Here is a 12,850-nt window from a genome sequence, read left to right as displayed (position 1 = left end):
TTTATGAAGAAATCCTCATTGCGGGTAACTAAGCCGCGAGGAAGCTTTAGATCTTTTTCTAAAGTATATACAAAACGCATATATGTTCAGCTTATTACAACATTATTGCCAATAATTGGCGTATAGCATTTTCGTGACGAAAGCATGACTTCGTGTGCAATCAACACTATACTAATGTTACATTCTAATCTGGTTTTAACGCTTTGTTAACACCTTAAAGCTACTATTTTAATGCAGGTCAGATTTGGCTGTATGAAAATTCAGACAGCCATTTGATTAGCCTGTAGATACTGTGCTAATTCTGCAACAAACAATTTAATTTGCCACATGTTTATCCAAAAGATTCATCCATTTAATCATTATAAAATGAAAAAGCTAGGATTATTTTTAACAGCACTAATGGTTTCAGCCATTTTCTTTGTTGCGTTTAGTTACATTAAAGTAGGTGGAATAGTTGGACGAGTAACGCCGACTGATGCCATAGCAGGAGTTTCACTGGTTGCAGGCACGGATACACTACAAGCTCAGGTTAGTCAGGGAGCGTTCACCTTCACCAATTTGAAGGAAGGTGTTTATACTGTTTGGATAAAAGCCAATGCACCTTACAAGGATGCCACAATTGAAAAGGTTGCTGTAAAAGACAGCGCTACAACAGATTTAGGCGAAATCAAACTCCAACAATAGGTTCGATTTAAACATGCAGCTGTTAATCTGCGCAACAGATTAACAGCTATTTAGTGTGCCCTTCTGGCATATTATATTCTACACTTTCTCCTTCCCTGGCAATTGTCCATGTTCTATTCTTATCCCGGTATTCTTTATTATTGATCATTTCAAAGGTTGCGGCATCAGCGCCATCCAATACTGCATAATCAGCTTTTTCTGTAGCTTCTTTTTGATCTGATTTCAATCCTCTGGTAATATAATACACTTTGTTTTTATCTTTAGCTACAGTGTAATTCAGTACCACAAAACTTGCTGCATCAATTTCTGAACAAACTTTTATATTACCCCAATCATCGAAATACACTTTGTTTTTATCCTTTAACCAGTTGTTGTGTAACGATTCTACCGATGCGATATCTAAACCAGGAACCTCGATCTTTTTTAATGGTGGATCGGCAAAAACCTCAATGGCATATAAGTTTGTTTTATCAGCAAACAAAGAGGTTTGATATCCTAAAGAATGAAAGGTTGCCTTATCATAATCTCCTTCTAAAGGCTCAAGTCGGTTTTTAGCGTAGAAAGCGGTTTTCTCATAATATAACCCATTTTTATCTAAGTAAAAGCCTTTGTCGAGATTTCTAAATGTTTTACGGTCTACAAAGTCAACAGGGTTTCCGTTGTAATAAACTTTTGTACAATCTACCGCTACACTATAATCCAACGGTTTAAACTCATTGGCTTTAATGTAGGTGAGTTCTTTGCTTCCGAAATAGATTTTTCCGTCTTTTTCATCATAAAATGCTTTCGGATTAATGAAAAAGGGCAATATGGCTGCCGCAATTAGTGCTACAAAGATTAAAACACCAATCAGGATAAATTTTTTGTTATTTCTTTTATTCGAAGCGTTTATTTGGTCAACTAAATTCATTTCTTAGGGTTTAGAAGTTATTCTGCATAGGTTTGAGGCTCGGTGATGTCATTGATTTTACCTTCTGCTAGCCATTTTTTTAATTCACTTTTCATAAAAAAAGTTTCGGGTCCCTTATAGTTATCAGAATCATCTATCTGATATGCACTGCCGTTGGTAGATCGTGAATTTTCATGTACAAAAACAGTATCAGCAACTACTCTGCTTACGAGCATGCTGGTATTTACATCTTCTGCTTTGTGATAGAAAATAACGCAATTGGGTTGTATTGCGGCCAGATTGTTATCCATTCGCTTTTTGTTTTCCTGAGATCCCTTATACACCAAAGTAACTGCCCCGATAACGAAAATGGAAAGCAGCATGAGTCCTGAAAAATGATACCATCGTTTTTTGGTTTGTTTAGAAAACTCAATGGCTTGTTGTTCAAAAGCTGGAAAGGCCGTGGGATAGTAGTGAGTGCCGCATTTACCGCATCCGATATAAGGTGTCTTTTTGCCTGCAAAAAATGGTATAAACAGCATGTGATGAATTTTGCAAAAAGTTTCAAATTGCATATCATATTGAGCATCACATTTCGGACATTTCAGCTGACTGATTGGCTGCTTACTTATTAATTTTGAATAGTACCCGTGAACCATTTCTTGATTATTTGAACTGTATAATAAGTTGGCAGCAATCTTAATAAGCTGCTTTTGAATTATTTTTCTGTTACAAATAAATATTTTTTGATGGTTCAATTGTCCACCGTTTATTATTCGTTGGTGATTTTTTATTATTCGTAATGGATTGATGAAGCACGGTTTACGAAGATATTTTTATAGTACAATGGCTAAATATTTTACGATTGGATTTCGAAAAATATTTCGTTTCTGCAGTGGTTAAAGCCTGATTTATTTATTTTAATTTATTCATCGGAAAACAAGTGTAAAAACCTATCTTTGCATCCCGACAGAACAGTTGGGATTTTCCTCATCAAAAAGCAGAAAACCTTCTTGCTTCTTCATCCTTAAAAAGGGTAAAAAACTTTAGAATTTTAATTATTGTATTAAGCTTTATCATGCCTAAAGACACTTCCATACGCTCAGTATTAATTATCGGATCAGGCCCAATTATTATTGGCCAAGCCTGCGAATTTGATTATTCTGGTTCACAATCGGCACTTTCTTTGAAAGAAGAAGGAATTACCGTTTCCATCATCAACTCTAATCCGGCAACTATTATGACGGATAAGGTAATTGGCGATCATGTTTATCTTCGCCCTTTAACAGTTGATTCAATCGAGGTTATTTTACAGGAGCATATCGATTCTCCAGATTTGCCTAAAATTGATGCAGTATTGCCAACAATGGGTGGACAAACTGCATTAAACCTTTGCGTTGAGGCTTCTGAGCGTGGGGTTTGGGAAAAATACGGCGTTAAGGTGATCGGGGTTGATGTAGCAGCTATTGAAAAAACGGAGAACCGTGAGGCTTTCCGCCAGTTAATGGTTGATATTGGTGTCGGTGTAGCGCCATCTAAAATTGCAAACTCATTTTTAGAAGGTAAAGAAGCCGCTCAGGAAATTGGTTTTCCATTGGTAATTCGCCCATCATATACCTTGGGTGGTTCTGGTGGTGGTTTTGTTCATAGAAAAGAAGAGTTTGATGCCGCACTTAAACGCGGTTTGGAGGCTTCTCCAACTCACGAAGTATTAGTAGAGCAAGCTGTTTTAGGTTGGAAAGAATACGAATTGGAATTATTAAGAGATAGCAATGATAACGTCATTATCATTTGTTCTATCGAAAATTTCGACCCAATGGGTATCCACACCGGAGATTCGATTACGGTTGCTCCGGCAATGACCTTATCTGATCGTTGTTACCAGGAGATGCGTAACCAGGCAATCAAAATGATGCGAGCCATCGGCACTTTTGCAGGTGGTTGTAACGTTCAGTTCTCGGTTAATCCAGCTAATGATGATATTATTGCCATCGAAATTAATCCACGTGTTTCGCGTTCATCAGCGTTAGCAAGTAAGGCAACAGGTTATCCTATCGCTAAAATTGCAGCTAAGCTGGCCATCGGCTACAACTTGGATGAAATCGAAAATCAGATTACAAAAACGACTTCAGCATATTTCGAACCAACTTTAGATTACGTAATTGTTAAAATTCCTCGCTGGAATTTCGACAAGTTTAAAGGTGCCAACAAAGAGTTGGGCTTGCAAATGAAATCTGTTGGTGAAGTGATGGCCATTGGTCGTACTTTCATCGAGGCTTTGCAAAAAGCTTGTCAGAGTTTAGAAATTGGCCGTGCAGGTTTAGGTGCCGATGGTCGTCAAAACCGCAACATTAATGAAATTATGGATGGTTTGGAGCACGCTTCATGGAACCGTCTGTTCTTAATAAAAGATGCCATGACGATGGGTGTGCCTTTGGAATCTATCCGCAAGGTGACCAAAATTGACAAATGGTTCTTAAATCAAATTCAGGAGCTTGTTGCTTTAGAGGTTGAGTTAAAAAGATATTCTCTAAATAACATCCCTCAGGATTTCTTTTTCACCTTAAAACAAAAAGGTTTCTCTGATGTGCAAATTGCCTGGTTATTGGGCAACGTTACTGAAGATGATGTGTCCGACCGTAGAAAAGAACTAGGCATCAACAGGGTATATAAAATGGTAGATACTTGCGCTGCGGAATTCCCGGCACAAACACCGTATTATTATTCTTCTTTTGATGAAGAAAACGAATCAATTTCATCAGATCGCAAAAAAGTTATCGTTTTAGGATCTGGTCCAAACCGTATCGGACAGGGAATTGAATTTGATTATTCATGTGTACACGGTTTGTTAGCCGCAAAAGAATCTGGTTTTGAAGCCATCATGGTGAACTGTAACCCTGAAACGGTTTCTACAGATTTTAACATGGCTGATAAATTATACTTTGAGCCGGTTTTCTGGGAGCATGTTCGCGAGATTATCGAACTGGAAAAACCAGTTGGTGTAATCGTTCAGTTGGGTGGTCAAACCGCTTTAAAAATGGCCGAAAAGCTAACAGAAAAAGGAATTAAAATCATTGGAACATCTTTCGAGAACATGGATATCGCTGAAGACCGCGGTCGTTTCTCAGATTTGTTGAAAGATCTTGATATTCCTTATCCTAAATATGGCGTAGCGGAAAATGCTGAAGAAGCCATTATTGTGGCAAACGAAGTTGGTTATCCGGTATTGGTTCGTCCGAGTTACGTTTTGGGCGGACAAGGCATGAGCATCGTGATCAACGATGAAGATCTGGAAAAAGCCGTTGTAAAATTATTAGGTGATCTTCCGGGCAACCGCGTATTGATCGATCACTTTTTAGATAGAGCCGAAGAAGCAGAATCTGATTCGATTTCTGACGGAGATGATGTTCACATTGTAGGTATGATGGAACACATTGAACCTGCAGGTATCCACTCAGGAGATTCATTCGCCGTATTGCCAACGTTCAGCTTATCAGATAAAGTGACGCAAGCCATGGAAGAATATTCCATCAAAATTGCGAAAGCTTTAGATGTACGTGGTTTATTGAATATTCAGTTTGCGATTAAAGATGAAAAGGTTTACGTAATTGAAGCAAACCCAAGAGCTTCTCGTACGGTTCCATTCATCGCGAAAGCTTATGATGTTCCTTACATTAACATTGCGGCTAAAATTATGTTAGGTGTTGCGAAGTTGAAGGATTTCACCATCGAACGTAAGTTGAAAGGTTACGCGATTAAAGAGCCTGTGTTCTCTTACGAGAAATTCCCGGAGGTGACTAAAGAGTTAGGTCCGGAAATGAAATCAACCGGTGAAGCGATCCGTTTCATTAAAGATTTGGAAGATCCTTATTTCCGCAAGCTTTACAAAGATAAATCAATGTATTTGAGTAAATAATAACACAAGGGCGATGGAAACATCGCCCTTTTTATTTGAATAATAATTTTACCAGCCTTTATTTAAAGTTTCCATCGCTTTATCAAGCAATTCATCTTTCCCTTGCTTAACGCCGTTGATGGTTGGATAAATGACTTCATCGATTTTTACCCCAACTCTTTGCGTGGGTTTTCCATCAGGATAGAAGACACCAATTCCTGAAATCATCGTGTTTAAGCCTCCAGGTAGCACAATGTACGATACGTTGCCATCTGCTCCGGCAGTTGTACTTCCAATTACTTTAACGTTAGGCGAACTTTGAAAAGCCATTGTAGTATATTCTGCCTGACTTTGCGAAGTTGAATTTACAATAACCACAACCTTGCCTTTGTAATTATCAGATGATGTTACTCCATTGGTTATTGTTGGTCCAAACTTAAATGCACCTGGATAATCTACACTACCCAACGTAAATTTAACAAATGGAGTAGACATGTTTTTGATATAGTTGCCAAAAGTAAAAGGCATAAATTCTGATGGATAACAACGCATATCTACAATGATGCCTTTGGTATTGGCGAAAAGTTTTTTAATCTCAAAGAGCATCGCATTTTTATATTTTCCAGGGAAGACATAACCTGTATTTTCATTAATGAGCTTAAAAGGTTCTGCTTTCTCGAAGTCAGGATCTTTACCTCCACGTCCATACACTCTCATGGGTATATCGTAGCTAAACTGATTTCCTTCCCTGCTTACTTTAATATTCATCTTAACGTCATTTCCGCGGAGCAAATATTGGTAGGGCAGGTCACGCAATTGCGTATCATAGTTTGATGCTGGCGTAAACGCTAAGAAATCTTTAATAAGTAGATCAACCTCTTTTCCATTAATTGCTGTAATCACATCGCCCACCTTTAACTTACTTTTTACATCGAGCGTGTCTTTATACAAAGCAGTGATTACTAATTTCTTTTCGATAAATGTAGTTTGAAATGGTGTAGCATATTTTCCTTTAAAATCGTTAATCGCTTTGCTTCCGCTCCATAAGTTTGCATGGGTATCATTTACTGAAGCAATTAGTTTTAAAGCAGCCTTTCCGTAATCCATTTCATTTTTAGCGTTTACAAATTCAGGTAGCGAACTTGTTAAGACATTATTCCAGTCCTGACCGATCACATTTTTGTAAGGGAAAAAATAATTAATCATTGCCCAATAACGGTAAAGCGATAATAAACGATAACCGGCATCAGGATAAGTCATTGCTGAATATGGTTTTTCATTTTTAAACTGCGGATTACCAATTCCCGGGGCCATCTCCACATAATAATTTGAAGCTGTATTTCGATTATCTCGTACAAATTCAAGTTTTTTTAACAGTGATTCATCTATGAGATTACCGTTAAATAGCGATCCATAATCGGGCTTAATTTCATATTGAGCAGCGGCAATAAGTTTACAGTCTTTACATACAGCCGGTTGCGGTAATTTATCTAAAAATGTTTCGAGTGCTGTGTTTAACTCTTTATTATTTTGAGCTTTGATCACGGATGGTAATAGCCTGAAAAGTTCTGCATCCCAATTATAGTTTCCTTTTGCAATAGCAGGATGATGGTATTTTAGAAAACCCCAAAATTGACCTGCAATAATTAAGTTCGTACTTAATTGATTGGTGAGATTGATTTCTTTTATGCCAGAGCTTTTTGCAAATGCCGTATCAAGATCAGCTTTCGATACCGTTATTTTTTTCACTTTAGCATTGCTGATGGGTTTATCATCAATTAAGATTTCGAAATGATCAAACCAGGCCTTTCCATCTCCTACCAGCAACCCACCGATATGCAAGGTTCTAACGTCTTCGCTATTGTAATCCAATTTAATCGAATACTGTGTCCAATCTGTAGTTCCTGTAACTCCTCTGTCCTGCATATTATCAAAAGCAATCGATTTGACGTTCTTATCATCTATCCTTAACCACAAACCAGCATAACCTTTGCTTACATTTTCTGTTTTGATATAGGCTTTTAACTCTATTGTCTTTCCTTCAAAAACTTGAGTAATTGGATAATCAATCACACCAAATTCTGCTTCTGTTCCGCTTTTCTCAAGTAAAAGGCTGTACTTTCCATCGTATTTTGTTGTGCTGTCCAGCCTTACAGGATATGCCTTTCTCTGTGCATCGAAAAAAGAAAACAGCCAACCTCGAGGCATTCGGTTTTTATCCAATTCTTCAAAACTTCCATTTATTTTAAACTGTGAATGAATTTTGCACGATACTAATAGCAGCGCCAGGATGAGGTAAGGTTTCATAATTTAGATAGAGTGATATAATTCGACTATTGTAAATATAATCCCTCAACATTAAAAATTATAGCATTTCATGTAATATTTCTCATGTAGATACCATACTTTCGGCATGATTAGTTTTAGGTATCTTTATGCTATCCAATCTAACTACATATCTTTTAACTTTTTTTCTACCTTGATGCAACGTTTTAAAATCCCTTATGTCTTATAATCAGAATATTCAAAATTTTGGAGACCGTTTACGTAGATAAAAACCTAGAGATAGTAAAAGCATGCATGCAGGGCAGCCGGGCAGCGCAGTTTGATTTGTACAAACTGTATGCAAAGGCAATGTATAATGTCGCGTTGCGAATTCTAAATTATGAAGAAGAAGCTGAAGATGTTTTACAGGAATCTTTTTTAGATGCATTTACCCGAATTGTAGATTTCAGACAGGAAACCACCTTCGGACTCTGGCTAAAACAGATTGTGATTAACAAATCCATTAATTATCTGCGTAAGCGCAAGTTTGAATTTGTTGGAACAGATGAAATTGCTGAATTACCGGACGAAATATCGGCAGATGACTATGACGTAAAACTCCAGGCAGATGAAGTGAGGAGTGCGATTGCAGAACTGCCAGATGGTTACAGAGTGGTTTTGAGTTTGTATTTGTTAGAAGGTTATGACCACGAAGAAATTGCACATATTTTAAAAATTAGTGAAAATACAAGTCGCACACAATACATGAGGGCGAAGAAAAAATTAAAAAGTATTTTAGAACAGAAAGGGATGAGAGATGAATAATAGATTAGAAACTTTTGTTAAGGAAAACCGGAAGGCTTTTGACATTATGGAACCACCAGCTGGCCTATGGGCAAAAATTGAGCTGGAGCTAGATGCAAAAAAAACTCAGGAAGCGCAAAATAAAAAAAAGCCGATAAAGCTGTATTTATGGATGAGTGTGGCCGCAAGTATCGTAGTGGTTTTCGGTTTAGTTTGGTTGTACGCCGGAAGGTTACAAAACAAAGATTTAGAAATCGCTGATGTTAATGCAGCCTATGCACAAAAAGAAGTTCATTTTACCGGATTAATAACCGAAAAAAGAGATAGCCTGGCCATTTTCGCCTCGGCAAATCCTGAGCTTTATAAAAAGTTTACCGCTGATTTAGCCAAACTTGATGAGGAATATGAAAGGTTACGGTTAGAACTTCCAACATCGCCCAACCAAACATTTGTGGTAAAAGCAATGGTAAAAAACCGCGAAATTCAATTGCAATTATTAAAACAACAGCTTCTCATCATTAATCAGGTAGATGATTATAAAAGAGTTAACCAGATTTAGCAGGAAGTATAAAAGTATAAAGTATAAAGTAAAAAGTTTGAAGTTCAAGTGATTGAGATCTTAATACCTGATACTCAATACTAACTACTCATAGAATACGCTCATTACATTTCAGTGCAAACCGGTCGGCAGGTTAGCTTGTAAATGTTTAACAATTAACAAACATGAAAAAAATAAAAATATTTTTAGGCCTTTTGGCTCTTATCGCCGTAAAAACGAATGCCCAACAAAGCGTGGTGGTAAACGCATCAAATGATACTTATGCAGCAGTTTCAGTAAAAAGTACGGTTAGCGTCAATCAAGATTTTGAATCAGGAGCTGATGCAGAACGTTCGAAATCATTCTCAAAAACCTTTAATGTAGATAATAGTGATAAAGTAAACCTGAACAATCAGTATGGTTCTATCACGATAAAAACCTGGGATCGAAAAGAAGTGAAAGTTGATATAGATATCAAAGCTTTCAGTAACTCTGACAATGATGTTCAGAAGTTATTAGATGGTGTAAATATCGATGCCAACAAAAATGGTGATGTGGTTACTATTAAGACCAATCTGGCTGATCGTGGTGGACGTTGGGGCAGAGGCGTTAGGAATGGTGTAACTACCTGGAGAAGGGAAGTTAAAATCAACTACGTTGTTTATATGCCATCAGCTAATCCGCTATCTGTTTTACAACAATACGGAAATGTAGAGTTGGGCAACTTCTCAGGACCAACTTCTTTAAAAGTTCAATACGGAAATTTGGTTGCGGGCAATTTAAGCAATACCAATAATTACGTCAACGTACAGTATGGTAAATGTGATATTCAGGATTTAAATGCTGCAGTAGTTAAACATGAGTACAATGGTCCGGTAACCATTGGAGCTGTAGGTACACTGGAATTAGATGCCGAGTATGTGGGTGTGAATATCAACACCATTCGCAGATCAGCTGATATCAAGGTACAATATGGCAAGGGCTTAACTGTTGGAACAATAGGCGGAAATCTATTATTAAGTGCAGAATATGCCAAAGTGAATATCAATACGGTGAAAGGAAATACAGTTGTTAAACAAGCTTATGGCGATTTAAATATCGCATCAGCGGGAAAATTAGCTGTTAATGCCGAGTATTCAAATGTTACGCTGGGCACTTTGAACGGTGATGCAAACATCAATATGGATTATAATAGACTAAACGTGAGTGAAATTACGCCAGCCTGTAAAAACTTCACTTTTGGGGGTGAGTATGTGAGTGTCGGAATTGGTTTTGCAGATCGTTTTAATGCTAACTTTAATGTTTTAACTTCTTATGCGGGATTCAAGTATGGTTCGAACGTTACCTCTAGTTTGGTTAGCAAAGATGATGAAAACAAAAAATATGCTGGCAAAATTGGAAGTGGGGGTACCGCTAATGTAAGTGTGAAAACAGAATACGGATCTGTAACTTTTAAATAAGCCAATCACACTGAAAATCGTCAAAAGATAAAAATGGAAAGTCTTACCAAATTTTGCGGTAAGGCTTTTTGTTTTATACGGTCTTGTTAAATTTGCTTTATCTTTATCAACAGTAATGAAAATTTATCTTTCCATCGTCATTTTCCTTTTAAGTTTAGCAGCAACAGCACAGGAAGTTAAATGGGCTACTCAGGAAACTTTTTTTGAAGATTTGATAGGTAAAGATTTACCTGATTTTAAAGGATTAAAAACCAATCGAAAAGCGTTCTTTAAATCTAATTTGACAAATCAGGTAACTGTGATTAATTTTTGGTTTGAAAGCTGCCCTCCATGCATTGCAGAAATGCCTGAACTCAATAATTTAGCTGACAAATATGCTAAAAAAGGTGTACGTTTTGTTGGAATTACTCATGATTCACCAGCATTGGCAAAGCGATTTCAAAAGAAAATTGGATACCGATATGAAATTGTAAGTTTATCTAAAGCAGCCATTTCAGAACTTAATATTAATCATGGTTTTCCATCAAATATCCTAATCGGGAAAAACGGTAAAATCTTAATGGCAATGGCAAATTTTTCATTGGTCGATCCTGAGTTTAAAGAAAAATCAATTCTTTTTGAACAGAAACTATTAAATGAAATTAAATAACTGCTTTTATAAAATGTTTAACTTAGTTTTCTTAGCGTATTCCAACATTTCTAAACATGATTTCATCCCCCGCTTCAAAAACTTATGTCGCATTTGGCGCAGTCATCATTTGGTTTTCAATCCTATTGCAGTTTTATGTGAGTTTGCAGCAGGCTAATTTCCATTTCATAGAAACGCTTAAGTTATTTCTTTCCTTCTTTACGGTTACCACAAACATTTTGTTGGGATTCTGTTTGCTATCCCTTTGGTTGGCGAAAGAGAAAAATTTAGGTGTCTTTTTTTCCAAGTCATCCACCCTTACAGCGTTAACAGTATATATTTTAGTGGTCGGGCTGATCTACAATGTTTTGTTACGTGGTTTATTACATCCCACGGGCTGGGCCAGAATAGCCGATGAACTTCTACACGTTGCCAGTCCGCTTATTTTTTTAGGTTTCTGGATTTTCTTTGTTGATAAAACTAAGTTAGCCTATAAAAGTGCGTTAACCTGGTTAATTTACCCAATAGCCTATATTGTGTTTATTGTAATCCGGGGTTATCTGATTAATTTATATCCCTACCCATTTATAAATGTTGTTAACTTAGGCTATCCTAAAGCAGTTCTGAATGCATTTTTTTGTGTAGTGCTTTTCTGGTTGCTTTCTATCCTACTCATTTGGATTGGAAAGAAAACGGTTAAACACTAAAGAATATATTCTTCGTTAATGGGTTTAATTGGCTCCGGAATATCCGTTTCTTCCAGCATTTGCAACAGATTGATTTCTATTGTCCGGGTAATTTGATTTAGAGGAACGCCGGCCGAATTGTTTTCAAAAGGATTAACCAGACTCATTCCATTAATTTGCGTGGAGACAAACACAAAACCAATTAACCAGCCAAGAAATATAGATGCAGGTCCGGCATCCTGACTAATTACCAGCGTAAAGGTAACTACGAACAACCAGATAAATACTTTCGTCAGATACGTATAAGTTGTAGGGAAAATGGTGTTTTTAATCCGTTCGCTCATTCCCATCGAGTCAGAAAACCTCACTAGCATTTCATTAATTTCAATAAATCTGAAACCGTCAATTTGGTTGGCTTTGGAAAGCTTTTGTAAATCTCTCGATTGAATGTTCAGTATTGCGTTATGAACATTGGTATGCTTCGCAACTTCCTTTAAATCTTCCTCAGATAAATATTTTATATAAATTTCGTCAACTGCACCCCTTAAACTTGCTTTCAAAGCATATAAAAAAGCGATGTGGCGATAAATCATTCGTTTAGCCGAAACAGGATCTTCATCAATATAATTCAGCAAGGCCCTGGCGAATGATCTTGAATCATTTACGATAGCTCCCCAAATTTTCCGGCCTTCCCACCACCGGTCATAAGCTTGATTATTATTAAAACCAATGAAAAATGCAATTGCAGTACCCAACACAGTTGGGATAATAGTCGGAATAACAAAGTGATGTGCAATTAAATATTCCCTAATGAAGTAGGCGGCAGTACAGGAGGCGATCATAATCAGATCAACATGCCAGGTATTTCGTAAAATTCTACTGAGTCTAATGTTTTGTATTAAAAGCATATATGTTTATTGGAAAATGAAAATACAAAGCAGAGGCTGAAATGTTTGCAAACGTAACAAATTTAATCACAGACGGTGCAGGTTGCTGATTGT

Annotated in this window: 11 protein-coding genes; 7 read left to right on the top strand and 4 right to left on the bottom strand. The window is 36.9% G+C overall.

Annotated features, from left to right (window positions below):
• Window positions 1–366: 366 nt before the first annotated feature.
• Window positions 367–684, top strand: coding sequence for a carboxypeptidase-like regulatory domain-containing protein (locus EA772_RS05035; protein WP_246834044.1), 318 nt, complete (start codon window positions 367–369; stop codon window positions 682–684).
• 46 nt (window positions 685–730) lie between these two features.
• Here EA772_RS05035 and EA772_RS05030 read toward each other — a convergent pair whose 3' ends face one another.
• Window positions 731–1,594, bottom strand: coding sequence for a DKNYY domain-containing protein (locus EA772_RS05030; RefSeq protein WP_124911562.1), 864 nt, complete (start codon window positions 1,592–1,594; stop codon window positions 731–733).
• A 17-nt stretch (window positions 1,595–1,611) separates the two neighbouring features.
• Window positions 1,612–2,115, bottom strand: a complete 504-nt coding sequence (locus tag EA772_RS05025; protein WP_124911560.1) for a hypothetical protein — start codon at window positions 2,113–2,115, stop codon at window positions 1,612–1,614.
• A 536-nt stretch (window positions 2,116–2,651) separates the two neighbouring features.
• Between EA772_RS05025 and carB the strand changes: the two genes are divergently transcribed.
• Window positions 2,652–5,489 (top strand): carbamoyl-phosphate synthase large subunit, encoded by a 2,838-nt coding sequence (gene carB, locus EA772_RS05020; protein WP_124911558.1) that lies wholly within the window; start codon window positions 2,652–2,654, stop codon window positions 5,487–5,489.
• 48 nt (window positions 5,490–5,537) lie between these two features.
• Here carB and EA772_RS05015 read toward each other — a convergent pair whose 3' ends face one another.
• Window positions 5,538–7,775, bottom strand: a complete 2,238-nt coding sequence (locus tag EA772_RS05015; RefSeq protein WP_124911556.1) for a S41 family peptidase — start codon at window positions 7,773–7,775, stop codon at window positions 5,538–5,540.
• Window positions 7,776–8,000: 225 nt separating this feature from the next.
• Between EA772_RS05015 and EA772_RS05010 the strand changes: the two genes are divergently transcribed.
• From EA772_RS05010 to EA772_RS04990, 5 genes are all read left to right on the top strand, one after another.
• The gene (locus tag EA772_RS05010; protein ID WP_210405076.1) at window positions 8,001–8,558 is read left to right on the top strand and encodes an RNA polymerase sigma factor; all 558 of its coding nucleotides are present in this window, start codon (window positions 8,001–8,003) and stop codon (window positions 8,556–8,558) included.
• Window positions 8,551–9,096 (top strand): hypothetical protein, encoded by a 546-nt coding sequence (locus EA772_RS05005; protein WP_246834043.1) that lies wholly within the window; start codon window positions 8,551–8,553, stop codon window positions 9,094–9,096. Before EA772_RS05010 ends, EA772_RS05005 begins: the two co-directional genes overlap by 8 nt.
• A gap of 164 nt (window positions 9,097–9,260) precedes the next feature.
• Window positions 9,261–10,535, top strand: a complete 1,275-nt coding sequence (locus EA772_RS05000) for a hypothetical protein (RefSeq protein ID WP_246834042.1) — start codon at window positions 9,261–9,263, stop codon at window positions 10,533–10,535.
• 115 nt (window positions 10,536–10,650) lie between these two features.
• Window positions 10,651–11,184, top strand: coding sequence for a TlpA disulfide reductase family protein (locus EA772_RS04995; protein WP_124911552.1), 534 nt, complete (start codon window positions 10,651–10,653; stop codon window positions 11,182–11,184).
• Window positions 11,185–11,240: 56 nt separating this feature from the next.
• Complete coding sequence (locus tag EA772_RS04990; protein ID WP_124911550.1) at window positions 11,241–11,870, top strand: Pr6Pr family membrane protein; 630 nt, start codon at window positions 11,241–11,243, stop codon at window positions 11,868–11,870.
• Here the strand turns inward: EA772_RS04990 and EA772_RS04985 are convergent.
• Complete coding sequence (locus EA772_RS04985; RefSeq protein WP_010600343.1) at window positions 11,867–12,757, bottom strand: bestrophin family protein; 891 nt, start codon at window positions 12,755–12,757, stop codon at window positions 11,867–11,869. The genes EA772_RS04990 and EA772_RS04985 overlap by 4 nt on opposite strands.
• Window positions 12,758–12,850 lie beyond the last annotated feature (93 nt).

The organism is Pedobacter sp. G11 (assembly GCF_003860265.1).
Classification (GTDB): Bacteria; Bacteroidota; Bacteroidia; order Sphingobacteriales; family Sphingobacteriaceae; genus Pedobacter; species Pedobacter agri.
This window is presented reverse-complemented; position numbering and strand designations above follow the sequence as displayed.

What these genes read in the sequence shown, in the direction of transcription:
- EA772_RS05015 (WP_124911556.1), bottom strand. Translation starts at nt 7,775, where the DNA reads ATGAAACCTTACCTCATCCTGGCGCTGCTATTAGTATCGTGCAAAATT.
- EA772_RS05005 (WP_246834043.1), top strand. Translation starts at nt 8,551, where the DNA reads ATGAATAATAGATTAGAAACTTTTGTTAAGGAAAACCGGAAGGCTTTT.
- EA772_RS05030 (WP_124911562.1), bottom strand. Translation starts at nt 1,594, where the DNA reads ATGAATTTAGTTGACCAAATAAACGCTTCGAATAAAAGAAATAACAAA.
- EA772_RS04995 (WP_124911552.1), top strand. Translation starts at nt 10,651, where the DNA reads ATGAAAATTTATCTTTCCATCGTCATTTTCCTTTTAAGTTTAGCAGCA.
- EA772_RS05035 (WP_246834044.1), top strand. Translation starts at nt 367, where the DNA reads ATGAAAAAGCTAGGATTATTTTTAACAGCACTAATGGTTTCAGCCATT.
- carB (WP_124911558.1), top strand. Translation starts at nt 2,652, where the DNA reads ATGCCTAAAGACACTTCCATACGCTCAGTATTAATTATCGGATCAGGC.
- EA772_RS04990 (WP_124911550.1), top strand. Translation starts at nt 11,241, where the DNA reads ATGATTTCATCCCCCGCTTCAAAAACTTATGTCGCATTTGGCGCAGTC.
- EA772_RS04985 (WP_010600343.1), bottom strand. Translation starts at nt 12,757, where the DNA reads ATGCTTTTAATACAAAACATTAGACTCAGTAGAATTTTACGAAATACC.
- EA772_RS05025 (WP_124911560.1), bottom strand. Translation starts at nt 2,115, where the DNA reads ATGCTGTTTATACCATTTTTTGCAGGCAAAAAGACACCTTATATCGGA.
- EA772_RS05000 (WP_246834042.1), top strand. Translation starts at nt 9,261, where the DNA reads ATGAAAAAAATAAAAATATTTTTAGGCCTTTTGGCTCTTATCGCCGTA.